Genomic DNA, 24990 nt, shown 5'->3' on the forward strand with positions numbered 1-24990 from the left:
GGTGCCCTGATGCAAACCTACAAAACCTATATTGGTGGCAGTTGGGTTGAAACAGACAAATTACTTGATGTTACAGAAAAATATACGAATGAAGTGTTTGCAAAAGTTCCACTGTGCGATACCAAAGAGGTGGATACAGCAGTTAGTGCTGCTCAAGATGCTTTTGAAAGTTTCAGAAAAACACCTGCATATGAGCGCTCACAAATACTAGATAAAGCAGCCAATCTAATTCTAAAGCGCAAAGATGAAATAGCAGCTGTGATTTGCAAAGAAGCAGGCAAAGCCTGGAAGTATTCTCTAGGGGAAGTAATAAGAGGCTACGAAACATTCAAGTTTGCAAGCTGCGAAGCCATACGCATACATGGTGAGACTGTGCCTTTGGATGCAAGCGCATCTGGGACAAACAGGGTGGGCTACTACATAAGGGTGCCAATGGGTGTGATTGCAGCTATTACACCATTTAACTTTCCCTTAAACCTCGTTGCACACAAAGTAGCACCAGCTATTGCCTCAGGCAATACAATTGTACTAAAGCCAGCTTCAACTACACCTGTTACGGCTTTGATATTAGCTGAAATTTTAGAAGAAGCAGGGTTGCCAAAAGGGGTGTTTAATGTGGTAATTGGCTCTGGCTCAAGCATAGGTGATTATCTTGTATCCCACCCAATGGTAAAGAAGGTAACATTTACAGGCTCACCTGCAGTAGGTGATTCAATCATTAGAAAAGCTGGCATAAAGAGAGTGACTCTAGAGCTTGGCAACAACTCAGCTACAATAATAGAAAAAGATGCTATAATAGATAAGGCTATCCCACGATGCATTGCAAGTGCTTTTTCAAACTCAGGCCAGGTATGCATATCACTGCAGCGCATATATGTGCACAAGGATATAGCAGATGAGTTTAGCCAAAAATTCAAGCAAGCAACGCAAGCTTTAAAAGTAGGAAACCCTCTAGATCAAGATACAGAGCTTGGACCTATGATTGATGGAAAAGAAGCGCTAAGGGCAAAGTCTTGGATAGATGAAGCAGTCTCTCAAGGTGCAACGCTTGTGTGTGGTGGAAAAGTCGAAGGCAGAACTTTATACCCCACAGTGCTGAAAAATACAACAAAAGACATGAAGGTGATGTGCATGGAAGTATTTGCCCCAATAGTATCTATTGTAGAGTATAATAACTTTGAAGAAGCAATAAAGCATGTAAATGATTCAGACTACGGGCTTCAAGCAGGCATATACACAAACGATATAAGAAAAATACACTATGCTATAGATAACCTTGATGTAGGCGGTGTAATGATAAATGATACTTCAATATTTAGAGTAGATAATATGCCATATGGCGGCAATAAACTCTCTGGTATTGGCAGAGAAGGTGTGCGCTTTGCAATTAATGAGATGACAAATATAAAGATGGTAATGATAAATTTAAATTAATTAATTTCTTTACAAAAAAAAACTTTTTGATAGAATTGGTGTAACATGGCAAAAGAAGTAGCTACAGAGGGTCAAAAAAAGAAAAAAAAGCCTATATTACTTATTGCTGTAATATTAGTGGTATTAATTGTAGGTGGTGCTTTCGCCTTTTTCTTTTTAAAGAAAGGCTCATCTAACAGTGCAAAGAATACTCAGGCTCAGAATGCTAATCCTGAGGCTATCATTAATGACAAAAATGTGCATATAAAAAATTTACCTTCCATGATTGTCAATTTAGCAGATCCATCAGGTGATAGGTATTTAAAAATTTCTCTTGCTTTGGTAATGAATGGAAAAGAAAAACCAAAAGGCGCTGAATCATCAGGCGGCACTCTAGAGGATGCAGCAATTAAAAATGCTATAATTACAGTAATTTCTACAAAAACATCGGATGTGCTGCTAACACTATATGGCAAAGAAGAACTTAAAAAACAGCTTATAAAAGCTATAAACAATGTTTTAGGCGAAGATGCAGTAAGGAATATTTATTTTACTGACTTTATCATACAATGAAAGAAGAAGAATTAGCCCGCTTTTACAATGTGCCAGTTGAAACATACTATGAATTAGGTAGAGCTAAAGTAAAGCTAAGGGATATTTTACACTGGAGTGAAGGTAGTGTTATAAAATTAGACCGCCTATCTGGAGAATATATCGATGTATTTATTGAAAATCAGGTTTTTGCAAAAGGTGAAGTAATTATAGTAGACGAAAAATTTAGTATAAGGCTATTCCAAATTTTGACTCCAGAAGAAATAATGGAGTACAGCATAGAATGAAGCTTTTGATAGCTTTTTTGCTTGTATTTTTTGTATTTAGCCCTGTTGCCGTTTATGCATCTTCAATAGATTATTTAGGCTATACGCTAAAAGCGCTTGGCAGTGTCATAATAGTTGTGGCATTGCTATTTGCTAGCGTTTGGGCACTAAAAAAGCTTCAAATTAACACTAAAAAAGGTGGTCGCATTAAAATACTAGATAGAACCTACATTGATAACAAGCACAGTCTTATAATTATTGAGGTTGAAGAAAAGCAATTTTTACTTAGTGTAGGCAATGAAATAAACTTAATAGCACAATTGAGCGAAAATGAAAAAAATAATTAACCTAACCATTCTTTTCGTTTTAATAGGTTTGTGTTTAAATGCTTTTGGAGCTCAAGTGCCTCAGGGACCTTCTCTAAGTATAAGCCTAAATGGCGCCACAACGCCCCAAAATATTTCAAATGCTGTAAAATTGCTCATTCTGCTCACAGCTTTGGCCGTTGCCCCTTCTTTTTTAATTATGCTAACATCGTTTACACGCATAATAATAGTGCTTTCAATCCTAAGACAGGCAATGGGCCTACAGCAAGAGCCACCGAATCAAATATTGCTAGGTATAGCGCTTTTTTTAACTATTTTTATAATGTCGCCAACGATTAGTGCAGTTTATAACAACGCCTATAAACCATTCAATGAAGGAAAGTTAAGTTTAAAGCAAGCCTACGATGCAGCTCAAACACCCATTAAGTCATTTATGTTAAAACAAACACGCCAAAAAGATATAGCGCTTTTTTTGCGTATTGCTAAACAACCAAACCCTCAAAACGAGCAGCAGTTGGGATTAAATATACTTGTGCCCGCATTTATCATAAGCGAGCTAAAGACGGCTTTTGAAATAGGTTTTTTGCTTTACATACCTTTTGTTATTATAGACATTGTAGTATCGAGTGTGCTTATGAGCATGGGTATGATGATGCTGCCGCCAGTTATGATATCACTACCATTTAAGTTGCTTTTATTCGTATTGGCAGATGGGTGGAATCTGGTTGTCTTATCTTTAGTTAGAAGTTTTCATTAGGGGGTTTTATGGATGTAGCAACTGTAGTTGGGATTGGCAGGAGTGCTATGCAAATAGCCTTGATGCTATCTTTGCCAATATTAATTGTAAGTCTTGTTGCAGGTCTTCTTGTTAGTATTTTTCAAGCTATCACACAGATTCAAGAAATGACCCTAACATTTATACCAAAGATTATTGCCGTTGCTTTGACTTTATTGTTTTTGGCTCCATGGATGGCAAAGTTACTCACAAATTATACTATTGAACTATACCAAAACATACCTAATTACATAAGATGAATCAGAGCCTTGCACTGCTAAACGTGCCTTTTTCTGACTTAGAAATTTTCTTTTTGATTTTTATCAGGGTAGCCTCTATTTTGCTTTTAGCCCCTATTTTTAGCTATAAATCAATTCCTGCGATGGTTAAAATACTACTTAGTGTTGTTATGGCTTTTGTGCTGTATCCTATTGTTAGAGATTATGTAAATGTAAACATTACAAATACAGTTGAACTTATTGTGTTAATTGTAAGAGAAATACTGCTTGGTGCAAGTTTGGCTTTTTGCATACAGTTTGTATGGGCAGGCATAGAGATAGCTGCTAGTTTGATTTCTTTTATGATGGGTTTTAGCATTGCAAATGTGCTAAGCCCGCAGACAAACACACAAATCTCTATTATTACAGAATTTGAAAGTTTATTTGCAATTTTGGTTTTTTTGGCTATTGATGGCCAATATTTTGTAATACGTTCTTTGGTTGAAAGTTTTCAACTTATACCAATTGGTTCATTTGTAATAAACAAGAGCCTAATTGAGTTTATTGTGTACTTGATACTAACGATGTTTTCTGTTTCTGTGCAAATATTAGCACCTGTTGTTGTTGCTTTAATTATAACAAATATCGTCTTTGGCATAATATCGCGCACTATGCCTCAAATGAATGTGCTTATTGCATCTTTTCCTATTACAATAACAATTGGCTTATTTTTGCTCGGTGTAACATTTAATTTTGCGGCAAATGTTATGATAAAATACTACTATCAATTGCCCTCGTACTATAATCAAGTGTTTAGGTTTAAGTAATGGCAGGCGAAAAAACCGAAAAAGCCACACCCAAGCGCCGCGAAGAATCCCGCAAAAAGGGTCAAGTTGCAAAATCAATTGAGCTCAACAGCGCTGTATTGCTGTTTGTAGCTTTAATTTTCTTTTATTTTAATGCTAATAATTTCAAAGATACGGCAAGTTATTCGTTTAATTATTTTTTAAACCTACCGTACCATATAAGTTTGAATAACGTGGGTAGTTTGTATGCAGACATTATGAAAATATTTTTTATGTTCGTTGGTGTGTTTTTTGTTTTGATTGTTATTGTTGCTCTACTAGTAAATGTTGCTCAAACAGGTATAATGCTGAGTTTTGAGAAATTGAATTTTGATTTAGAAAAACTAAATCCTATAAACGGCATTAAAAATCTTTTTTCGCTTAGAGCCTTGGGTGAGCTAGCGAAATCCATACTAAAAATTATCATTATCTTTTCCATAATGTATCTTTTTATCAAAGTAAAATACAAAAGCTGGTTGGATTTAACAGATCAGCCAATTAATGTTTTTACGGTTGTGCTTGCAAAAAACATGTTTGCCATTACATTTTACCTGGTATTGTTTATGGTTTTTTTAGCTATTTTAGATTATATATACCAAAAGTATATTTTTGAGCACTCAATCATGATGAGCAAAGAAGAAGTAAAAGAAGAGTTTAAACAAATGGAAGGTGATCCAAAAATAAAGGCAAAGATAAGAAAAATGCAGATGGAACTAGCGCGCAGGCGTATGATGGAAAATGTTAAGACTGCTGATGTAGTTATTACAAACCCTACGCATATAGCGGTAGCTCTAAAATATGATCAGTCAAAAATGAATGCACCTAAAGTAGTTGCCAAAGGCTTAGATGAAGTTGCGCTAAGAATAAAAGAAATTGCAATAAAAAATAATGTGGTTATTGTAGAAAACCCGCCTGTTGCACAAAGTTTATACAAACAAGCTCAGATTGATAAAGAAATACCTATTGAACTATACGAAACAGTAGCCAAAATTCTTTCCTATGTTTATAATTTAAAAAATAAAAAAACTAATAAACTTTTATAAAAATCATCCGATATACAAAATGGAGGTGTAATATGACTTCGCAAGTAGGTTCTAATTTCATATTAGGTTTGGGCAATACAAGTAGCCTTAACCTGCAAAGTATGCTTCAGCAGTTAGTCACAGCTCAAAGCCAACCAATTGTAAACCTCCAGGCACAACAAACGCAACAGCAAGCATACTTGCAAACATTTTCCAATTTTTCAAGTCAGCTTACAAATTTGCAAACAAGTGCAAATAGTATCATAACAGACCTTACGCAGCAGACTGCAACGTCCAGCAAGACATCCGTTGCCACGGTTAATACGACACAAAATACAGCTACAGGCACTCACACGCTTAATGTAACCCAATTAGCTCAAGGTCAAGTATGGGCATCTACAAACGGCTTTTCTAGCCAAAACAGCCAAGCTGCAACATCAAACGGTGTTTTTAGTTTTTCCATAGGCAACCAAACATATTCAGTAAATGTAAATTCTTCAACTACGATCCAAGGTCTGGCAAATGCCATAAATGCCACTAATTCTGGACTTAGCGCAAGCATTGTGTACAACGGATCTACATACAACCTTGTATTAAACACGCCTACTGGTACTGCAAACAACTTAACGATAAACACAAACAACACACTTGCTGTGTTTGGCTCATCGCCTAGCCAGGCTTCACAGAATGCCCAAGCAACGCTTGATGGTATAAACATTACATCACAATCAAATGATTTAAAGAATTACATACAGGGCCTTGATATACAATTACAAGGCGCAGGTGCAACAACAATTACTCTGAATTACAGTACTTCGCAACTAACGCAAGATATGCAAACCTTTGTTGATAATTACAACAAGCTATTGAAATATGTTAATCAAAATAATTCTTATGACAGTACAAAAAATATTGCCGGTGCGTTTTTTGGCTCAACGGCTGTTCAGTCTGTTATGTCAGGTTTGAGAAACTCGTTTTTTGGTTTGTTTAATAAAAGCGCAAACCAATCAATCAATTCAGCCATGAGCATAGGTTTGTCTTTTGATAGCAACGGTAATTTACAATTTAATAGCCTTGCTTTTAAGCAGGCAGTGTCTGGCGACTTTAATGCTGTTAAAAGTGTTTTAACAAATTCCTCAAATAACGGCATAATGGATTCCGTTAATAATATGGTTAACCAGGCTACATCAACAAATGGTGGTATTATTACAACCGCTCAAAATGAAATCCAAAACCAAATTAGTTCTATTCAGTCCCAAATAAATACCTTGCAGCAAAACCTTCAAACTTACCAGAATAATCTAGTTGTGCAATTTTCTCAGCTTAATACTGTGATGAATCAAATGCAATCTCAAAGCCAGTACCTTACAACCATGTTTAATAGTTTAAATGGCAAGAGCTCAAGTGGTGGCTAGTTACTAAAAAAGGAGGAAGACAATGGATATAACAGGTTTAGTTAAAACAAACTTAGCTGTTGTGCAAAACACTATTCAGAGCCAGACATACTCGCCTCCACAAAAAAATGCAAACGGTACTTCTTCTGTTGCCGCAACAAAATTAACGAAAGCTAGCCAAAGTTTGCAAAATAGCACAAATGCGGCAAGCATGAATAAAAATGATGTAAAAAGCTTGGTCGAAAAACTTAACAGTTCCATTAGTACTCTCAATAATAGTGTTAAATTTAGCTATTCTGAGGACGCGAAAGCTTTGGTAGTAAAAGTAGTAGATAGCAAAACGGGTCAGGTAATTCGTCAGATACCACCAGAAGAACTCATTAAATTAGAAGCAAGTTTAGCTCAATCAATAGGAATAGTTTTTAATAAGGAGGTCAAATGATAGCAAGCAGCGCGTATAAGGCTTATAAAAATACACTTACAAACACAATTGATGACAGACTAAATATTATTGCCATAATGTACGATGGTGCATTAAGTTTTGCTGTTAAAACCAAAGAGGCGATAGAGAGTAAAAACATACTTGAAAAAGTATACGCCATTGAGCGACTCGATGCTATTTTGCTAGCACTAAGAAATGTGTTGGATGTAAAAAACTACCCAGAAGCAGGTAAATTCTTAGAATCTGTTTATGATTTTTTGCTTTTACAAACGCTAAAAGCTAATTTAAATAACAATATAGAAGAAATGGACGTAGTTATAAGATATTTGAAACAAATGAGCGAAATCTGGAATAAAGAAGTCCTTAAGAAATAAGAAATCGGGGTTTGGTGTATTGACGCCGTATAGTTTTTATCCAAGACTTGATATATGTATTTTTAACTGCTATAATTAAAAAATGGGCTGGGTTTATTTGGCATTGGCTATTTTGTTTGAAATTGGCGGTACGACCTCTATGCGCTTGTCAAATGGGTTTGCCAAATTGTTGCCTTCTGTGTCTCTGTTTGTTTGTTATGCTGTAAGCTTTATATTTGCTACAATGGCAACAAAATATTTAAAACTAGCCGTAATGTATGCTGTGTGGTCTGGCGTGGGGATTATCGCTATTACGTTAGTTGATTTGATGCTTTTTCACGAAAGGATTAATTCAATTGAAGCTTTAGGCCTAATTCTCATTTTGGCAGGCAGTATAATTTTGAGGATTGCCTAAATAATGGTAGAATTACTAAGTCCTGCAGGAAATTTCCAAAAATTAAAAACAGCCATACATTTTGGTGCAGATGCGCTGTATTGCAGCTTTGAGGATTTTGGTTTGCGCTCAAATGCTGGCAATTTTACTTTAAAAGAGTTAAAAGAAGCTATAGATTACACTAAAAAAGCGCACAGAAAAATTTACTTAACTATGAATTCTTACTTATTTGATAACGATTTTGCTAAATTGAAAGATTTTTTGTCTTTTTTAAAAAATAACCCTCCAGATGCAGTCATTGTTAGCGATCTTGGCGTGTTGAGCATTTTGCAAGAAACGAAAATACCAATACACATAAGCACACAGGCAAATATTACAAACTCTTTTGCTGCAAATTTTTTAAAGCAATTTAATGTAGAGCGCATTATTGCAGCACGTGAGCTTACATTACAAGATTTGAAATTATTTATAACAAATACGAATTTAGATGTGGAAGTTTTTGTTCATGGCGCTATGTGTATGGCTTATTCTGGCAGATGCTTTATAAGCTCACATTTGACTTCGCGCAGTGCAAATAGAGGCGATTGTGCACAAAGTTGCAGGTGGAAATACACAGTTTATGAAGATACGCGCAAAAATGCACCTATATTTTTAGAGCAACACAAAGAAGGCTCATTTATATTTAATTCTTATGATTTATGTGCGTTGCCTATTTTGGATAGAATCATTGAGTTGGGCGTAAAATCACTCAAAATCGAAGGTAGGAATAAAAGTGACTACTATGCGGCAGTTACAACAAAGTTTTACAGAAAAGCCATTGATAGCTACTATGAAGGTACATTTAAAAAACATGTGGCATATTTGTACAACCAGTTAAAAAGTGTAAGCCACAGACCATACAACTTGGGTTTTTTCTTAGCAAAACCAAAACAATACATCAAAAACAGTGCATATATTCAGCCTTGCACATATGTGGCTATTGTTTTGGAAAATACTAATAACAAAATAAAGCTCCTTGTGAAAAACAGGTTTGAAGCAGGCTCATTTGAGTTTATAACACCAAAAGATAACCTAAGAATTGATATAGATACAATATACGCAAGTGACTTTTCTTGTAAGCAAGTAGTACATCCAGGAGAGATAGTCTACATAAAAAGCGTTGACAATGTAAATAAAAATGATATCCTAAGGTTTTGTGATGAGGGTAATAGCGGGAGTTTATAAAAACAGGCCGTTGGAATTTAAAAAGAGCAAAGAAATTAGGCCTACAAAACAGATAGTAAAAAAATCGTTTTTTGATACAATTTCTCACATTATAGATGGCTCAATATTTTTTGATTTGTTTGCGGGCAATGGTTTTATTGGTATAGAGGCAATATCAAGGGGTGCTAAGAAAGTTATTTTTGTTGATAAAGACGATACTTTTATCAAAAGAAATTTGCAAAACCTAATGGTAGATCCCGAAAAATTTGAAATTTACCGGATGGATGCATTTAATTTCTTGGACTTAGATACAATAGAACATGCAGATATAGTTTATATCGATGCACCTTATGCTATAAAAATAGATGATATTGTGGTTTTTTTATTGAAAAAGCTAAAAAAAGGTGCTATAGTGTGCATAGAAAGTGATAAAATGATTGAACATGAAAGGGTGTTTAAAATAAAACAATTTGGTAATACCGTTTTGAATTATTTGAGGTAATATGGATAAGTGTTGTGTAGTAGCAATTGTGCCCGGTAGTTTTGATCCCATAACAAACGGTCATGTAGATATTATTAAAAGAGCTTCAAAGATATTTCATAAAGTAATTGTAGGCGTTGCAAAAAACACGGCTAAAAAATCTTTTTTTGATTTTGAAGAAAGGTTTGATCTTACAAAACAAGTTATGGACGCGTTAAGTATACCATCCATAAGTGTTGAGAAGGTTGACGGTTTGCTTGTTAATTTTGCAAAATCAAGAGGAGCCCAAGTTATAGTAAGGGGCCTTAGGGCTGTTTCTGATTTTGAGTATGAGATGGAAATGGCTTTTATGAATCGCTCGCTTGCCCCAGAAATAGAAATTATATACTTTATGCCATACATTAAGTATTCTTTTTTGAGTTCGACTATAGTAAAGGATGTATTTGTGAATGGTGGAGATATAAGTGCGTTTGTATCACCAATAGTAATTGAGCATATGAAAAAAAATTTAAGGGGGAGCAATGAAGAAAAAACTTGCTGAGCGTATGGGAAGGATTGAGGAATCTATCACAATTGCAATTACCGCCAAAGCCAAAGAGATGAATGCCGCAGGTATAAAAATTTTGTCTTTTGGTGCAGGCGAACCAGACTTTGACACACCAGACAACATTAAAGAAGCAGCTATTAAAGCTATAAGAAATGGTTTTACAAAGTACACAGCAGCTGGTGGTATAAACGAGTTAAAAGACGCTATTATTGAAAAAGAAAAAAAGGTTAATGGTGTAGAATATAAAAGGAATGAGATCTGCGTATCTGCAGGCGGTAAACAAAATTTATTTAATCTATCTCAAGTGTTATTTGAAGAAGGCGATGAGGTAATAATTTTAAGCCCCTACTGGGTCACATATGAGGCGATTGTAAAGTATGCGAATGCAGTGCCAGTAGTAATTAAAGCATCTGACAAAACAGGTTTTGTACCTACACAAGAGCAACTCAAAGAAGCTATTACACCAAAAACTAAAGCTATTATACTAAACAACCCATCAAACCCAACCGGCGGTGTTTATGAAAAGAAAGATTTAGAGTTTTTGGCTGAACTTGCCCTAAAAAATGATTTTTGGGTAATATCTGATGAAATGTATGAGTCTATTGTATATGATAATTATAAGCCTGTAAGTATTGCCAGTTTTTCAAAAGGAATAAAAGATAAAACTATTGTAGTAAATGGTGTTAGTAAAACGTACTCTATGACTGGCTGGCGTATTGGGTATTCTTGTGGGGACAGCGAAATTACAGAAAATATGATCAAGCTTCAAAGCCAAAGCACATCAAACCCTACATCTATTGCTCAAATGGCTGCACTTGAAGCCTTAATTGGTCCTCAAGATAGCGTTGGGGTTATGAGAAAAGAATTTGAAAAAAGAAGAAACTACATAATAAACGCACTAAATTCAATTATTGGCATTACATGCTTTAAGCCAAAGGGTGCATTTTATGTTTTTCCAAATATTAGCAGTCTTTATGGCAGAAGCATAAATGGAAAAACAATTAACAACTCTATGGATTTTGCTAACGTTTTGTTGGATGAAGCAAAAGTAGCCGTTGTGCCTGGCATTGGGTTTGGCGATGACAATTATGTAAGGTTATCGTTTGCCACAAGCATGCAGGTTATCCAAGAGGGCATAGAGGCCATAAAAGAATTTGTTTCTAAGCTAAAATAGCTTTCTTTTAATGGCTGATGATAAAGATAAAATAATAGTCATAGAAGAAGAGCAAAAGCCTCAAGAGGAAATAGAAAAGCAAGAGGAGTTGCAAGAGACTCCCAAGCTAGCAAAGCCAGGCAAAAAAAACAAGAAAAAACTTTTCTTGGGCATAGGCTTTGCTTTCTTTGTTTTAATTATTATTTTAGTATTAGCTTTTGTTTTTTTTTCAAAAAACTACCCGCCAAAAAAAGTTCCTCAGCCCGTATCTAAAAAAATCACAAAAACAAAGGAAAACCTAGACCTGCATTTTATAGAAGGCCTCAACTTAGAAAATAAAGGCAACCTAAAAGACGCGATAGAGGAATTCAAAAAATCAAATAACTATTTATTTTTGGCTTATTTAAATATTGCAAAAATATACCAAATGCAAAACGATGGGCAAATGGCGTACGAATACATAAAAAAAGCTAATGATTACCTCAATTCCACGCTTTCAAACCCAAGCGAGTATATAGATTCATATATGTACCTTTTTAGTTACTACTTACAAAACAATCATTTTAATGAAGCAAGAAATTTACTTCATGTACTGCAAAGCGCACATTTAAAAAATCACGAAGTGCAAATAATGGATATTTATTATAATTTTATTACGCAAAAAACTAACAAAAATGTACTTAACCAAATCAATCAAATGCTAAAAGAAGGCTACAGAGACAAAATCCTTTATGAGATAGCAGGTTATGTTTACGCAAGTCAAAAGAATTACCCAAAAGCTATAGAATATTTTTCGAAAGTAGATAATTTGAGCTCTGAGGCTGAGCGCAATATTGCTTTTTTAGAATTTGCAAGAAATAACCTAATTAGCGCATCAAATTATGCAATAGATAGTTTAAATAAAAAGCAGGATCCCCAATTAGCGTATTTTGCATATTTGCTTGCCCTAAAGAATAATCAAATACAAATAGCTTACAGTCTTGTATCTAATTTAAATTCAGACAAGCCAATAAATAAATTTTCTATCGTACCAACTATAAATAAACAAGAACTTTTAAAACAAACAAATTTTAAAGATCATAACATTTCTTTGGCTTTACAGTCTTTACTTATTATGCAATTAATTAAACCTCTTCATTATAACATAAACCCTTCATCAAATGTTGAATTTGGCAATATTTATTTGAGTTTTGGTTTGCTAAATCAAGCAAAAGAATCTTATTTGAACGCAATTGGTGCAAGTGCTAGCCTTAATTTTGCAAACCAAGCTTACGCTTATTTTAAAGAAAATAACCTGCCTTTAGCTTTAACTTTTTATCAAAAAGCTTCTGAAAACAACCCTTCAAACCCTATCTTATACTACAACTTAGCTTTATTATACGAAAAGAATCATGCTTTTAATAAAGCAAAACAAATGTTTTCAATTTTAATTAGTAGATACCCTAATTTCCCATTACCATACTTTAATATGGCTTTGATAAATTTTACCGAAGGCTCAAGCCAACAAGCACAAGTCTATCTAAAACAATTTTTATTAAAGTACTCTGAACTTCGCAATAAATCAAAAAGCATATTAATATATAATGCTTATGCAGATAGTTTGCTTGGAAAACTCAAGAGCCCTCAAAATATCAGCGTTCAAAATTTTGTTTTACTCAAAGCCATATCGAATAATGATTTTGATTATTTAAAACTTGAAAAAAATTATTTAAATGATAAATTACGCATAGATATGGGCGATTACAATATGCTAAATGTCATGAGCGCGTTAAGTAATTTTAATCCTGAATTAAATAGAGTGGTGGCTAATTTATATTTACTTGAGGGTAAACCAGATCAAGCGATTAAAATATTTGCCAATTTAAATAACTACAATGCTCAAGATTACTACAAAATGGCTTTATGCTATTTGCTGCTTGGTTATAAAAATCAGGCAGACAATTATTTAACAAAATCCATATTACTTAGTAAGAATTCCAAAGATAATTATACAAATCCATTGTTTGCAAAACTTGTTATTCAAATTATGAATAAAAACCTAAGCGGTATGCAGGAGCTAACAAAAAAAATTAACTCCAACGGAGGTTTGTTGTCTTTTGACATAGAGGTTAAAAAATGAAAAAAGTGCTAATTGCTGTTGTTTTAATTTTCTTTTTGTTATTTGTAGGCTTTACTTCTTTTGTAGTATCTTTATATATAGATACGAACAAAGACTTTCAAACACTTATGAGTGGTAGTTTTTTCCCTGTGCCTACCACTGTTTATGATGCTGCTGGCAAAAAAATAGCTATTTTTGGAGCACAACGCAGGCAGGTTGTAGGTTTTGATCAAATATCTAACAACATGAAAAAAGGGATACTGGCAGCAGAAGATGCACGTTTTTATGAGCATGGCCCAATTAGTTTTCGTGCTATTGGACGCGCTCTGTTTGAAGATATAATTCATGGCCGAATTGTGCAAGGCGGTAGCACCATTACACAACAGCTTGTAAAAAACCTTTATTTAACACCATCAAAAACGATTTACAGAAAATTAAAAGAAGCGGTTCTTGCTTACAAAATTGCCAACCATCTTACAAAGAATGAAATTTTAACGCTTTATTTAAATACAGTATATTTTGGAAGTGGAGCTTATGGTATCGAATCTGCAAGTGAGATTTATTTTAACAAACATGCAAGCGATCTTACAGTTGCAGAATCTGCCATGCTTGCAGGCCTTGTTCAGGCGCCAAACGCTTATAACCCATACTATCATCCAGAACTAGCTGCAAAGCGCACTATTTATGTTTTAAATAATATGCTTGAAAATCATTTTATAACAAAACAACAGTATTTAGAGGCTGTAAATTCAAAAATTGTTTTATCTCATCAAAGCGAGATGATACGCTATGGTTATAACCCTAAAGCTGCTTACTTTATTGAATATGTAAGGCTGTGGCTTTTGAATAAATATGGTGAAGATGTTGTAAATAAAGGTGGTTTGAAGGTCTATACAACACTTGATATGAATATGCAGCGCGATGCTTACAATGCGGTAAGAAACGGCATATTAAGATTATCAGGTGGCAAATACAATGGTCTTGAGTCAGCTCTTATTTCGATAGACCCAAAAAACGGTTATGTGGAAGCTTTAATAGGCGGTTTTGACTACCAAATCAGCCAATACAACAGAGCTGTTCAGGCTAAAAGGCAACCAGGTAGTGCTTTTAAGCCAACTGTTTACTTAACGGCACTAGAGCAAGGTTGGAAGCCAACAGATACAATTGCAGATGAACCTATAGAGTTTAAAACAGGTAATAAAATATGGAGACCAGAAAACTACTCACATACCTTTCATGGTCAAGTTACGCTTCAGTATGCTTTAGCCCACTCTGTGAATGTTGCCACAATAAATTTGTTGTCAAAAATTGGCGTTGAGAATGCTATTGCCAACGCTAGAAGATTAGGTATAAGTGAGCCTATACCAGACAATTTAACTATAGCATTGGGTTCTTTCTCCACAACTTTAGCACAGCTTACAAGAGCCTATTGTGCATTCGATAATATGGGGTATTTGCCAAAATTAATATTTATAACCAAAATTACTGATAAAGACGGTAATGAAATTTATGAAGACAAACCTGAATTAAAAAACGTGTTTCCTCAAGATACTGGCTATGTGCTTGTTAAAATGATGCAGGATGTAATAAAAGAAGGTACAGGTGTAGCAGCCCAAGCTCTTGGCAGGCCTGCAGCAGGCAAAACTGGCACTACAAATCAATCGCGTGATAACTGGTTTATTGGGTTTACTCCACAGTTAGTTACGGGTGTTTGGGTAGGCTATGATGATTACCGCTCATGTGGGCCAACAGCTGTTGGCGCTACAATGGCTTTACCGATATGGCTTAATTTTATGCAAAATGCTTTGTCTGGAAAACCCATAGAAGATTGGTCGCCGCCACAAAATCTACCTGCATGGGCACAAGCGCTATATCTTAACCAAAATGTGACAAATACTACAAACTCGACAAATGCTACTATACAAACACCAATAAATGCCACAAATTCAACTTACTAATGTTGGCAGTCAAAAACGCATAGATTCGTATTTGGCTGAAGTTTTGGAAATACCCAGAAATCAAATTCAAAAATGGATTGAAAAAGGTAAAGTTTGTATAAACGGCTATGTTGTAAATAAAAATTACAAATTAAAAGGCGAAGAAAAAATTACCTTTGAGCCTGTTGAGTTTGAAAAACCAAACCTTAAAGTTTCTGACTGTGATATAAAAATATTGTATGAAGATGATTTTTTGGTTGTAGTCGATAAACCAGCAGGTATTGTAGTGCATCCTGGCGCTGCAAACGAAGAGTTAAGCGTAGTTGGAGCACTGTTATATAGGGGTGTGAAATTATCGGATATCGGTGTTCCACTAAGGCCTGGTGTAGTTCATCGCATAGACAAAGACACAAGCGGCGTAATCGTTTTAGCTAAAGACAACAATGTCCATTTTAATCTTGCAAATCAGTTTGCTGCGCATATTTGTAAGCGTTATTATATAGGCGTGTGCGAGGGGCACCTAAAGGATTATCATGGCACAATAGAAACACAAATTGGACGCCACCTAAAAAATCGAAAAATTTTCAGTGTAACGCAAGGCAAACATGCTATAACTCACTATAAAGTAATTATGCGCTTAAAAGATATGGATGTTGTGCGTTTTGAGTTAGAAACAGGTAGAACGCATCAGATTCGTGTTCACATGCAGTATTTAAACCACCCGCTAGTAGGCGATAGTGTGTATTCTAAAACCAAGTCGAAAATAATTACAAGACAAGCGCTACATGCATTCTATTTAGGGTTTTATCATCCAATAAGCAATAAATTCTTAAAATTTTACTCTAAGCTTTCAGAAGATATATTGAATTTATTGGGTTTAAAAGAGGATTGATTTTAAAACCTTTTAAAAGAAACTATTGACAATTTTTATAGTATACTTTATAAAAGCTTTTAGTGCCAGCGTAGCTCAGGGGTAGAGCAACTGATTCGTAATCAGTAGGTCGGAGGTTCAAATCCTCTCGCTGGCTCCAGTCTTTGGTTGTGCCTATGCAAAACTTTAAGGTTGTGTATAAACTCTTGCTTGTAGTCTTTAAATTAAATTAAGTGGCATTCCCTAAATTTGTGTTGCTAAATGGTGCACTTTTATATTGCGTATTGAGTGGTAAAAGTGTCTGTACCTATCTTGTAAACGAGTTAGCTTTCCCTAGGTGAAAAAAGGGGACAGGCTACTTTTATAGGTAAAAAATGGCAAGCAAGAATCAAAAAAGTATTTGGCTTGGAATCAACCATAAAGCGAAATGGAAGACCAAAAAAGAAATAGAAGATAGAATAAAGTAGCCTGTCCCCTTTTCCCCCCGGACTTACTTTGCTACTAATAAATTTCATAATAAACCTAGAAAAAATTAATCAATCAAACGTATAATTAATCATTTTAATTCAAAAGTCAATACAAAAACAAACCACGTTTAATTACGCAATTAAATTAGTCATAAAATGAATTTTCTGCAAAAAATACCGAAATTGATTAGTTTTTAGTGGGCTTTTTTAAAATTATACCCTTAAGCTGCTTCTAAAATACAAAAAGCTCCCTATCGAGAAAAGTTGCGCGGTTACCGAGAAGACTACAAGGTATGTTGGCGAGATACCGTATAGTATCCCGCAAATAAAGCTACCAATAAACCAGAATATACCCAGCAATGTGTTAAATATACCAAAGGCACTGCCTCTTTTATCCATAGGGACTATGTTTGCCACTGCGGCTTTTATGATGGACTCAAGCGCACCCATTCCTATGCCCCAGCAAGTCATTCCAATTACTATTAGGTAAACTGATCTAGTCAGAAATATAAGTGGGTTTGCAAAAACAGATATCACGATAGCAAAGAGAAGTATAATAAAGCCGTATTTATCAAAAAGTTTGCCAAATGCAAGAGCGCTTACACCATCTATCCCCATTGCAAAGGCATAGAGTATAGGTATCATAGGCTGGGCTATTAACCTTGTTTTTTCAAGATGAAAAGCTATCAAGACGAAATCTAAAAAGCCCATAGCAAATCCTAATACACAAAGGCAATATATCCAAAAAAGCTTTGGCAGACCCTTTGAATCGAATTCTACTAGTTTTACTTCTAATTTTGATGGAACTGGGTATTGAAATCTTGAGAAAAACAATACTCCGATAGCGAAAGTTGCAGGGATTATAAGGAGGAAGAAGGCGATCCTAAAGTTATTTTCTCCTAAAAGAAAAAGAATTATCGATACAAAAATAGGACCAATGACAGCTCCTAATTGATCTAGAAATTCATGAATCCCAAAACCCCACCCAGACCCGATGGATTTTGTAGCAAACGAAAGCATTGCATCTCTTGGGGGTACCCTAATGCCTCTCCCAATTCTTTCAAATACTATTGGCAATATTGCCCACTGCCAATGAGGGAAAAGGGCTATCAATGGAACCGATAGTAGGTTTATAAAATATCCAAAAATTGCTAGTGGCCAATATTTATGAGTTTTATCAGCAAGTCTTCCAGAAAAAAATCTAATAGAATATCCCAAAAGCTCGCCTAATCCGCCAATAAAGCCCACCACAGCAGCGCTAGCACCAAGAATTTCTAGATATTGGCCTGAAATGGATCTAGCACCCTCATGCGTCATATCCGAAAACAAGCTTACAATCCCTAATAGGACTATGAATATCATAGATTTCTTTTTTAGGTTCTCCAAGGTGTTTTCTCCCCTTAAATAGATGTTTTTCAAAAAACTTTTGAATTATAGAAATACTTACTCTATGTGTCAAGTTATATTAATTTCCAAGACCATCATTGCACCAATTGAAGCGCAAATTCCCCCTAATGTCATTATGTTTAACCCAAAGCCCAGCAGGTATAGTGCAATAAAAGTTAAAGACAAAGAAAGCGGCACCACTATAAATACGCTAAAAGCACCATCTATTCTTCCAATAAATAGCATTACAACAACCAAAGCAATGATACTGCCAATAATAAGCGCAATCCATACATCGTTTAGATTACTTTTAATCAAGTCACTTAAATCATAAATCTTTATTAGGTTTATAGTAGAAGGCAGCCTCTCTTTAATTGTTTCAACAACTTTTTGAAGTTCTTTTGATACTTTTACTTCATTAGCCTTACTTTGTGAAAGTATGTCCATTATTAAAGCGTGCTTATACCCAGATACTTTCGCATCTTTTATTAGAGGTGGGTTTTGACTTTTTATACTGGCAATACTACTTAATGTCAATGGAATGTATTGGGAGTTTTCCGATTTCACAGATATTGTAAAATTGGATAAGTCTTTAATGTTGTTTGGCATTTTTGTGGTTGACAAGGTTAATTGTTGATTGAAATAGTTTATTACCCCAGAAAAAAATGGTCCTTCATTTAAAACAAGAGAATTTATGACTTCTTGGGGTGATATTCTATACTGTAGTAATTTTTGAGGATTGAGAGCTATATTAATCTCAGGCCAACCACGTGAAGTTTCTTCTACTTTATAAACACCATTTATACCAAGCAGCATAGGTTTTGCCTGAAAATAGTAGTAGTTCATCATGTTTGCACTGTCAATTTTGTTTGAAACAAGCGCATATTCTGCAAATGGATATATGTTGGGTTCCATTAAGCGGACACTTAAGCTAGAATTTGGCGGTAAATTTATTTTAGCTATTCTTGCTTGTAACATTAAGTACGCTGTTTTTGGGTTGACATTTGAATCAAAATAAACATGAATTTTAGATAAACCATTGCCTGTTTGGGATCTGACAAGGTTTACGCCAGGTTCAGCCCTTGCTGCTTCTTCAAGCGGTCTTGTTACACTGACAAGCATATATTTTACGGGTAAATCTTGATTATGTACAAGAATAGATACCTTAGGAAAGCTTACATTTGGAAAGATGCTTTCTGGTAAAAAAAAGAGGGCAAATGCACCACCAAAGACAATTAAAATACCGCAAGTCAGGAAAAAGTAGCCTGTCCCCTTTTTCCGCCTCCAAGTTAGAATTAAAAAAATGGAACAATTTTTGTTTGTTTGCAAACAATCAGTCACAATTAATCAACGCAAGAAGAGATGGTTTAGCCAAGACCCTCATTAACAAGCTGTGCGATATGCATAACTTTTATATTGCCACCTTTTTTATCCATTAGCCCTCTAATTTGAAGCATACATGCAGGACATCCCACAAAAGCTATATTTGCAGTCGAACTTATGATATCTTTGTGCTTTTGATTGCCAAGCTCTCTTGAAATCTCAGGAAACTTAACGGAGTAAGAGCCAGCCATACCGCAGCATTGGTCAGGGTGTTCCATTTCTACAAAGTTAGTGTCAAATGCTTGATTTAGGAGATCTCGGGGTTGTTTTTCTACTCCAAGCACCCTTTTTAGGTGACAGGAGTCGTGGTATGTGGCAATACCTAAACTTTTTAGCGAATTGAGCTTTAGGTGCTTTTCATTTAAGTAATTACTTACAAAGCTTGTGTATTCCCTGACCCTTTCTTTATACTTTTTTGCAAGGGCAAGATAGACTGCATCATCTTCAAATATTTTTGGGTACTTCTCCCACATTTCTACGCCTGTGGGGCAAGCTATAACTATGTAGTCCGGATCAAGTTTTTCCATTGCATCGAGGTTTTGCATGGCAACCTTTCTGGCAGTTTCTTTATCGCCTGTTAAGTACATAGGTGTGCCGCAACAGGTTTGCTCATTTGGGAAAAAGACGTTAAACCCCAATTTATTTAAGCTTTCTACTACAGCTTTACCTACTTCTGGGTAGACAAAGTCAATCAAACAGCCACTAAAAAAGGCTATTTTTTTATCTTCTGTTGGCTTTCTTTGTTTTATGCTGTTAAATGAATCTCTAAAAGCTACATCTGCAATAGCAGGTAATGACCTATCTTTTGTGTATTTTGATAAAAACAAAGGCAGATTTCTTATAAACTGTGTATTTTTACTAAAAGGCTTTTGTCCTAACTTTGCAAGCTTTAACATATTGTGAAATACTGCCCTGTTTGACATAATGTTTTGGAAAGCTACTTTAGGGACAGTGCTTAGGCCTTCTTTTTCTACGCTTTTTTTTCTCATTTCAATTATCAAGTTTGGTATATCTATGTTACCAGAACACACTTCCTTGCACCTTCCACAGGTAATACATAAGTTTTGTATCTGATCTGCTAAAGAAGCACTTCCAATGAAAGCGTTTAATAGCGCTCCTATGCCACCTGTATAAATATGTCCAAACACATGGCCGCCTACTAAAGCATACACTGGACATACATTAGTGCAGGCTGCACATCTTATACACTGATAGAGCTCTTTGAATATAGGATCTTTTGCCATCTCTAATCTGCCGTGGTCTACTAAAATTACATGGAGTTCTTTTTTCTCAATTGAGTAAGTGCCATCTGGTTTTTCAATCAACGCTTCTGAGGGACCGGATATGATGTTTACATAAGATGTTAGTATTTGGGCTGTAGCGCTTCTTGGTAGCGTTCTTAGAATGGGTATTGCGTCTTCAAAGTGTTCAACGAGTTTTTCATAACCTACAAGTATTATGTGTGTTTTTGGCAAAGAAGAGGTGAGTCTGGCGTTACCTTCATTTGTTAATATAAACATTGCTCCATTTTCAGCTACTGCTATATTGCAACCAGATATACCAAGATCCGCTTTTAGAAACTTTTCCCTTAACTCCACACGTGCGGTGTGAACAAGAAATTCAATATCGGGCTTCATATTTTTGCCAAGCTGCTTTTCAAAGTAATCTGCAACTTGCTGTCTGTTTAAGTGTATAGCAGGCATTACCATGTGTGATGGCCTGTGACCTGCAATCTGTATAATCCATTCTCCTAAATCAGTTTCCTGAGACTCTATGCCTGCTTGTTTGAAGCTTTGTGCTAACTCTACTTCTTCTGAGAGCATTGATTTGCTTTTTACAACCAATTTTACATTTTTTTGCTTGCATATGCTTAGTATATAATCAACCACTTCTTTATCTGTTGTAGCTTTATAAAAGTGTACGCCGTTTAGCTCAAGGGCTTTTTGAAATTTATCAGCAAGCTCTTGAAGCTTATAAACTGTGTTTTGCTTTATGCGTGCAATATCACTTCTTAAGGCTTCAAAGTCGTAGCCCAAAAATGCTCTTTTTCTTGCCTGTGGGTATTCTTCGTAAAACTTAGTTAGGTTTTTCTTCTGGACAGTATCGTTTAGTTTTTCATTAATTTTATTTTTAAACTCTTTTTTATTCATTATTGTTCTCCTGTATAAAAATTACAACAAGCTTTCCTGGGCCGTGAACACCAATTGTTAGTACTCTCTCAATGTCTGCTGTGATGCTTGGACCCGTTATGAAGCTAATCTGTGAAGCATCAATGATGTGGTTTTTTAATATCTCAAAGGCCGATTCAAAATCCTTAACGATTCTATTTGCTTTAACCAAAGCAATATGTACGTTTGGCATAGCAGACACCAAACGCTTCCATATGGAGTAAGAATACTCAACCAAAGTACCACTTTCTGCTATGGCAAATTCTGCTTCAGAAATGCCAATATCTGCACTATTTGCTATTTTTTTGTCACCGGAATAATATACATTCACAGAGTTTTCTTCTAAACCTCTTAAAATGCTCTTAACCAGCAAAGACTCAAAAGCAATGATGTATTTTGCATCTATGCGTTTTATAATATTGTTTAAAATTAACCTTGCTGATTCTATATTACAGTTATATACTTCTACAGAATTACCTTTTCCTGTTTTGACTTTTTTCTCAAATGCTTGAAAGTTAAATGAATCATTATTTGAAAATCTATCATCCCATAGTGTTAGCTGCATTTAAACCTCCTTAAACATGCAAAACTGCGACTTAATTAAAAAGCAAAAACTATTCTTCTATCTTTGTTAATTCGGTTATTTCTTTTAAATCTTGAAGTGTAAACATTTTTGAATTCCGTCGGCTTACGTCTATTATTTTCTACCATTTTCTACTCCAATAACAGACACAACGCCTTTTTCGTTTTGGTTTGCGAAAAACACAGACTTGCCCAACCCACTATTCTGCAAATGCTTTAAAAGTCTGCAGAATTTGTAGTCGCTTTTTAGTTTAATTGGGTTGCAGAGTTTATAAAGACTGCTTTTCAACCACTCGAAGTTTTTTGCTGTAGCTATCTTAATGTGGTTTACTGCTCCATTTATGTCTGCGTTGAATGTCTTGTTTAGCCAAGTGTCTAAAAACAACCCTCTCTTAACACGCCTTCCATTGAAAGCATTAGTCAATTGAGGGTTGTTTTGTATATCAACCACATTGTCTGATATACAGCTTGATTTGGAAGAGTAAACTTCGTTGATCCAGTGGACATTAATGCCTTTTTCTTGTGCTTTATATTCGATGTTTTTTAAAAGCTTAATAAAAAAAGGTATCTGCATAAAATTCTGCTTCGTGACTTTTCTTAATTTGCATTCGCCGTTGTTTTTAAGCTCTGAAAGACTTTTAGACAAGTAAAGATCCGCTACATTGGCGAACTGCAGATACGCTACGATGCGTTTTGAGACCTTATGAAATTGATCATAAAAATATTTATTCCTTTTAGAATGCAGAAAAGAAATGAATCGTATTATGTTCTTGCCTTTTTGAGTGTATTCTATTGGATACTGCGTGTTTGATACTTCTTTAGACTTTGCTTCATTGAGCTTTGATACGAGCCTGTTGAATTTTGCATTGTAGCGTTTAAAAGGCGTGCCGTCTATTACAAGAGATGGAGTTGTTTTATCGTTTACAAAAACCGCTGCAAGGTTATTTACACCAATATCGCTTTTATCTATATCAACAGCATAGTTGGTTAACTTAGAGAGCTTTTTAGGCTTTGGATGTTGGGGTTTGCCTGTAAATAACTCATGGTTTTTATGCCATAGAGCTGTATTGGCAAAGTATGTTTTGTAGTTTGATTTTACCCTATCCACGATATAGACAAAATTGTGCTGTTTAATGATTTTAGCTGCTTTTTTTAAGTCCTGCCATAACTGATTGTCTTTGTATTTTCCATTTAAGCAGTCTGCATCTTTTGAGTTTTTGGCTTTGTAGTCTAAAAGAGCGTTTCTTAGAGTCTGTTTATTGGTGAGATATTTAAAATCACTGCTGCCTTTGGATTGAGCAAACGGCTCATAATTTTGCTTTAAAAGTATAAGCAGGATGTTTTCAAAGTGGCGGTACGAATAAATCAAGGAAAGAACTTTTTTGTTTAGTTTGTTTGAGTTTATTCTTATAGAAAATGTTCGCAGTTCTTCATCTGGGCCAATACTTTCTTTTTTAAAGCTAGTTTTCATCTAAAAGCCTCTGGGCTATTTTTTTATTTATGTGACTTTTTTTGCCGTTTAGTTCGCAAGAAAATACATGTATTATGGTAAAAAAATACATAAAATGTTTAACAGTTAGTTTACCTTGAATTCATTGTGTGCTTGACTCCATAATAAAATTTTTGCAACCTCGCGAGTGGTCAATCGTAACAATGATTGTGTGCTTTCAATAGATTCTTTTATAGATAAAGGTCTATGTATGATGCTTAAGGCAACATCTATTGCATCCTCATAAGTGTTTCTATCTAAAACACTCCCGGATAAAGCAATTGTTAAACCGTTTTTATTTATGCTTTTAAACCTTTTTGCAACACGGTATGGTGCTTTGCCGCAGGATGTTTGTTTATCGAGCGCACCTTCGCCTGTTATTAGTACATCTGATTCACTAGCTTTTTCATTAAAGTTACCTAGGTCCATAAATAGTTCAGCGCCAGGTTTTAGCTGTGCATTTAAATATACGCTTGCAAATCCGCCAATACCGCCAGCTGCACCTGCGCCTTGAGCATCTGCTATATCGATATTGAAATATTTTTTTGTGATGTCATTAAAATGAGCTAGTGCATCATCTAAAAATTCCACCATTTGAGGATCGGCTCCTTTTTGTGGACCAAATACTTTACTTGCGCCGTTTGGTCCAAGTAGCGGGTTTGTTACGTCGCTTGCTATTGTAATTTTTGGAAAATTTATAGGACTTTTTACAATCGTGCGAATATTTTGTAATGACTCGCCGCCCATCCACGATGGATTACCTTTTGCATCCAGAAATTTAAAATTAAGGGCTTCAAGTATCCCAATGCCGCCATCAACCGTAGCAGATCCGCCAATACCGAGTATAATTTCTTCCGCTCCTTCTTCAATAGCTTTTTTTATAAGGACGCCTGTACCAAATGAGGTTGTTTTTAGAGGATTTTTTTCTTCTTGTTTAATGAGGGCAAGGCCGCTTGCTTTTGCCATCTCAATCACTGCAATTTTTTCAAACCACGCAATTGGGGCTTTAATTGGCCTCATAAGAGGGTCGTAGGTGTCGTAGTATTTTAAGTTTGCACCCATTGTGGCAGCTACTTCAACGGTTCCATCACCACCATCTGCAATGTAGCTTTTTTCTACACTAAAGTCAAAACCTAAAAGCTCCTGTGCTGTTGTATCTGTTGCCAAAACTGTAGATATTGCTCCTTTAAATGCATTAATGCTGACCAAAATTTTCATATTTTCT

The 24990-nt window shown here is 35.1% G+C and carries 25 protein-coding genes, 1 tRNA gene and 1 pseudogene; 20 read left to right on the top strand and 7 right to left on the bottom strand.

The window, feature by feature from the left end; genetic code table 11:
• From DESAMIL20_RS02320 to DESAMIL20_RS02415, 20 genes are all read left to right on the top strand, one after another.
• Nucleotides 1-1434 (top strand): aldehyde dehydrogenase family protein (locus tag DESAMIL20_RS02320; protein ID WP_239393370.1); only part of this gene is annotated, 1434 nt, incomplete at its 5' end.
• 45 nt (nt 1435-1479) lie between these two features.
• Nucleotides 1480-1986: a flagellar basal body-associated FliL family protein gene (locus DESAMIL20_RS02325; protein ID WP_086033213.1), complete on the top strand. Its 507-nt coding sequence runs from the start codon at nt 1480-1482 to the stop codon at nt 1984-1986.
• Complete coding sequence (locus tag DESAMIL20_RS02330; RefSeq protein ID WP_086033214.1) at nt 1983-2252, top strand: FliM/FliN family flagellar motor switch protein; 270 nt, start codon at nt 1983-1985, stop codon at nt 2250-2252. Before DESAMIL20_RS02325 ends, DESAMIL20_RS02330 begins: the two co-directional genes overlap by 4 nt.
• On the top strand, nt 2249-2578 hold the full coding sequence (fliO, locus tag DESAMIL20_RS02335; RefSeq protein WP_086033215.1) for a flagellar biosynthetic protein FliO: 330 nt from the start codon (nt 2249-2251) through the stop codon (nt 2576-2578). Before DESAMIL20_RS02330 ends, fliO begins: the two co-directional genes overlap by 4 nt.
• Complete coding sequence (gene fliP, locus DESAMIL20_RS02340; RefSeq protein ID WP_086033216.1) at nt 2562-3314, top strand: flagellar type III secretion system pore protein FliP; 753 nt, start codon at nt 2562-2564, stop codon at nt 3312-3314. Before fliO ends, fliP begins: the two co-directional genes overlap by 17 nt.
• A gap of 8 nt (nt 3315-3322) precedes the next feature.
• The gene (gene fliQ / locus DESAMIL20_RS02345; protein WP_086033217.1) at nt 3323-3592 is read left to right on the top strand and encodes a flagellar biosynthesis protein FliQ; all 270 of its coding nucleotides are present in this window, start codon (nt 3323-3325) and stop codon (nt 3590-3592) included.
• On the top strand, nt 3589-4377 hold the full coding sequence (gene fliR / locus DESAMIL20_RS02350; protein ID WP_086033218.1) for a flagellar biosynthetic protein FliR: 789 nt from the start codon (nt 3589-3591) through the stop codon (nt 4375-4377). The genes fliQ and fliR overlap by 4 nt, the downstream gene beginning before the upstream one ends.
• Entirely contained in the window at nt 4377-5438 is a 1062-nt protein-coding gene (gene flhB / locus DESAMIL20_RS02355) for a flagellar biosynthesis protein FlhB (protein ID WP_086033219.1), read from the top strand. The genes fliR and flhB overlap by 1 nt, the downstream gene beginning before the upstream one ends.
• A 32-nt stretch (nt 5439-5470) precedes the next feature.
• Nucleotides 5471-6832, top strand: a complete 1362-nt coding sequence (gene fliD, locus DESAMIL20_RS02360; protein ID WP_086033220.1) for a flagellar filament capping protein FliD — start codon at nt 5471-5473, stop codon at nt 6830-6832.
• Between the two features lie 22 nt (nt 6833-6854).
• Nucleotides 6855-7253 carry a flagellar protein FlaG gene (locus tag DESAMIL20_RS02365; RefSeq protein ID WP_086033221.1) on the top strand — a complete coding sequence of 133 codons (399 nt, stop codon included), beginning with the start codon at nt 6855-6857 and terminating at the stop codon, nt 7251-7253.
• Nucleotides 7250-7627 (top strand): flagellar export chaperone FliS, encoded by a 378-nt coding sequence (gene fliS, locus DESAMIL20_RS02370; protein ID WP_086033222.1) that lies wholly within the window; start codon nt 7250-7252, stop codon nt 7625-7627. Before DESAMIL20_RS02365 ends, fliS begins: the two co-directional genes overlap by 4 nt.
• An 82-nt stretch (nt 7628-7709) precedes the next feature.
• Nucleotides 7710-8021, top strand: a complete 312-nt coding sequence (locus DESAMIL20_RS02375; RefSeq protein ID WP_086033223.1) for a DMT family transporter — start codon at nt 7710-7712, stop codon at nt 8019-8021.
• Nucleotides 8022-8024: 3 nt separating this feature from the next.
• The gene (locus DESAMIL20_RS02380; protein WP_086033224.1) at nt 8025-9224 is read left to right on the top strand and encodes a peptidase U32 family protein; all 1200 of its coding nucleotides are present in this window, start codon (nt 8025-8027) and stop codon (nt 9222-9224) included.
• Nucleotides 9199-9705 carry an RsmD family RNA methyltransferase gene (locus DESAMIL20_RS02385; protein WP_086033225.1) on the top strand — a complete coding sequence of 169 codons (507 nt, stop codon included), beginning with the start codon at nt 9199-9201 and terminating at the stop codon, nt 9703-9705. Before DESAMIL20_RS02380 ends, DESAMIL20_RS02385 begins: the two co-directional genes overlap by 26 nt.
• Before the next feature lies 1 nt (nt 9706).
• Nucleotides 9707-10225 (top strand): pantetheine-phosphate adenylyltransferase, encoded by a 519-nt coding sequence (gene coaD, locus DESAMIL20_RS02390; RefSeq protein WP_086033226.1) that lies wholly within the window; start codon nt 9707-9709, stop codon nt 10223-10225.
• Nucleotides 10206-11405: a pyridoxal phosphate-dependent aminotransferase gene (locus DESAMIL20_RS02395; protein WP_086033227.1), complete on the top strand. Its 1200-nt coding sequence runs from the start codon at nt 10206-10208 to the stop codon at nt 11403-11405. Before coaD ends, DESAMIL20_RS02395 begins: the two co-directional genes overlap by 20 nt.
• A 10-nt stretch (nt 11406-11415) precedes the next feature.
• Nucleotides 11416-13503 (top strand): tetratricopeptide repeat protein, encoded by a 2088-nt coding sequence (locus DESAMIL20_RS02400; RefSeq protein WP_086033228.1) that lies wholly within the window; start codon nt 11416-11418, stop codon nt 13501-13503.
• Nucleotides 13500-15440 carry a transglycosylase domain-containing protein gene (locus tag DESAMIL20_RS02405; protein WP_086033229.1) on the top strand — a complete coding sequence of 647 codons (1941 nt, stop codon included), beginning with the start codon at nt 13500-13502 and terminating at the stop codon, nt 15438-15440. The genes DESAMIL20_RS02400 and DESAMIL20_RS02405 overlap by 4 nt, the downstream gene beginning before the upstream one ends.
• Nucleotides 15418-16311: an RluA family pseudouridine synthase gene (locus DESAMIL20_RS02410; protein ID WP_086033230.1), complete on the top strand. Its 894-nt coding sequence runs from the start codon at nt 15418-15420 to the stop codon at nt 16309-16311. Before DESAMIL20_RS02405 ends, DESAMIL20_RS02410 begins: the two co-directional genes overlap by 23 nt.
• 64 nt (nt 16312-16375) lie before the next feature.
• Nucleotides 16376-16450: transfer RNA gene (locus tag DESAMIL20_RS02415), tRNA-Thr, on the top strand.
• Nucleotides 16451-16970: 520 nt separating this feature from the next.
• Here the strand turns inward: DESAMIL20_RS02415 and DESAMIL20_RS02420 are convergent.
• The 7 genes and pseudogenes from DESAMIL20_RS02420 to DESAMIL20_RS02445 all read right to left on the bottom strand — a co-directional run bounded on the left by DESAMIL20_RS02420 (nt 16971) and on the right by DESAMIL20_RS02445 (nt 24983).
• Complete coding sequence (locus DESAMIL20_RS02420; RefSeq protein WP_204218552.1) at nt 16971-18176, bottom strand: MFS transporter; 1206 nt, start codon at nt 18174-18176, stop codon at nt 16971-16973.
• Between the two features lie 36 nt (nt 18177-18212).
• Nucleotides 18213-19484: an efflux RND transporter permease subunit gene (locus DESAMIL20_RS02425; protein WP_158090488.1), complete on the bottom strand. Its 1272-nt coding sequence runs from the start codon at nt 19482-19484 to the stop codon at nt 18213-18215.
• 26 nt (nt 19485-19510) lie between these two features.
• Nucleotides 19511-21676 (bottom strand): L-lactate dehydrogenase (quinone) large subunit LdhH, encoded by a 2166-nt coding sequence (gene ldhH / locus DESAMIL20_RS02430; protein WP_086033233.1) that lies wholly within the window; start codon nt 21674-21676, stop codon nt 19511-19513.
• Entirely contained in the window at nt 21669-22259 is a 591-nt protein-coding gene (locus DESAMIL20_RS02435; protein WP_086033234.1) for a LutC/YkgG family protein, read from the bottom strand. The genes ldhH and DESAMIL20_RS02435 overlap by 8 nt, the downstream gene beginning before the upstream one ends.
• A 132-nt stretch (nt 22260-22391) precedes the next feature.
• Complete coding sequence (locus DESAMIL20_RS02440) at nt 22392-23747, bottom strand: transposase (RefSeq protein ID WP_086033235.1); 1356 nt, start codon at nt 23745-23747, stop codon at nt 22392-22394.
• Nucleotides 23737-23823 (bottom strand): annotated as a pseudogene (locus DESAMIL20_RS10845) (IS607 family transposase); the annotation flags it as partial. The pseudogene DESAMIL20_RS10845 and the gene DESAMIL20_RS02440, both read right to left, overlap by 11 nt.
• A 29-nt stretch (nt 23824-23852) precedes the next feature.
• Nucleotides 23853-24983 (bottom strand): glycerate kinase family protein, encoded by a 1131-nt coding sequence (locus DESAMIL20_RS02445; RefSeq protein ID WP_086033236.1) that lies wholly within the window; start codon nt 24981-24983, stop codon nt 23853-23855.
• Between the last annotated feature and the right edge of the window lie 7 nt (nt 24984-24990).

This window comes from Desulfurella amilsii (genome assembly GCF_002119425.1).
GTDB classification, from domain to species: Bacteria; Campylobacterota_A; Desulfurellia; order Desulfurellales; family Desulfurellaceae; genus Desulfurella; species Desulfurella amilsii.

Coding starts and splice junctions, on each gene's coding strand:
- DESAMIL20_RS02325 (WP_086033213.1), top strand. CDS start 1,480: ATGGCAAAAGAAGTAGCTACAGAGGGTCAAAAAAAGAAAAAAAAGCCT.
- DESAMIL20_RS02330 (WP_086033214.1), top strand. CDS start 1,983: ATGAAAGAAGAAGAATTAGCCCGCTTTTACAATGTGCCAGTTGAAACA.
- fliO (WP_086033215.1), top strand. CDS start 2,249: ATGAAGCTTTTGATAGCTTTTTTGCTTGTATTTTTTGTATTTAGCCCT.
- fliP (WP_086033216.1), top strand. CDS start 2,562: ATGAAAAAAATAATTAACCTAACCATTCTTTTCGTTTTAATAGGTTTG.
- fliQ (WP_086033217.1), top strand. CDS start 3,323: ATGGATGTAGCAACTGTAGTTGGGATTGGCAGGAGTGCTATGCAAATA.
- fliR (WP_086033218.1), top strand. CDS start 3,589: ATGAATCAGAGCCTTGCACTGCTAAACGTGCCTTTTTCTGACTTAGAA.
- flhB (WP_086033219.1), top strand. CDS start 4,377: ATGGCAGGCGAAAAAACCGAAAAAGCCACACCCAAGCGCCGCGAAGAA.
- fliD (WP_086033220.1), top strand. CDS start 5,471: ATGACTTCGCAAGTAGGTTCTAATTTCATATTAGGTTTGGGCAATACA.
- DESAMIL20_RS02365 (WP_086033221.1), top strand. CDS start 6,855: ATGGATATAACAGGTTTAGTTAAAACAAACTTAGCTGTTGTGCAAAAC.
- fliS (WP_086033222.1), top strand. CDS start 7,250: ATGATAGCAAGCAGCGCGTATAAGGCTTATAAAAATACACTTACAAAC.
- DESAMIL20_RS02375 (WP_086033223.1), top strand. CDS start 7,710: ATGGGCTGGGTTTATTTGGCATTGGCTATTTTGTTTGAAATTGGCGGT.
- DESAMIL20_RS02380 (WP_086033224.1), top strand. CDS start 8,025: ATGGTAGAATTACTAAGTCCTGCAGGAAATTTCCAAAAATTAAAAACA.
- DESAMIL20_RS02385 (WP_086033225.1), top strand. CDS start 9,199: ATGAGGGTAATAGCGGGAGTTTATAAAAACAGGCCGTTGGAATTTAAA.
- coaD (WP_086033226.1), top strand. CDS start 9,707: ATGGATAAGTGTTGTGTAGTAGCAATTGTGCCCGGTAGTTTTGATCCC.
- DESAMIL20_RS02395 (WP_086033227.1), top strand. CDS start 10,206: ATGAAGAAAAAACTTGCTGAGCGTATGGGAAGGATTGAGGAATCTATC.
- DESAMIL20_RS02400 (WP_086033228.1), top strand. CDS start 11,416: ATGGCTGATGATAAAGATAAAATAATAGTCATAGAAGAAGAGCAAAAG.
- DESAMIL20_RS02405 (WP_086033229.1), top strand. CDS start 13,500: ATGAAAAAAGTGCTAATTGCTGTTGTTTTAATTTTCTTTTTGTTATTT.
- DESAMIL20_RS02410 (WP_086033230.1), top strand. CDS start 15,418: ATGCCACAAATTCAACTTACTAATGTTGGCAGTCAAAAACGCATAGAT.
- ldhH (WP_086033233.1), bottom strand. CDS start 21,676: ATGAATAAAAAAGAGTTTAAAAATAAAATTAATGAAAAACTAAACGAT.
- DESAMIL20_RS02435 (WP_086033234.1), bottom strand. CDS start 22,259: ATGCAGCTAACACTATGGGATGATAGATTTTCAAATAATGATTCATTT.
- DESAMIL20_RS02440 (WP_086033235.1), bottom strand. CDS start 23,747: ATGAAAACTAGCTTTAAAAAAGAAAGTATTGGCCCAGATGAAGAACTG.
- DESAMIL20_RS02445 (WP_086033236.1), bottom strand. CDS start 24,983: ATGAAAATTTTGGTCAGCATTAATGCATTTAAAGGAGCAATATCTACA.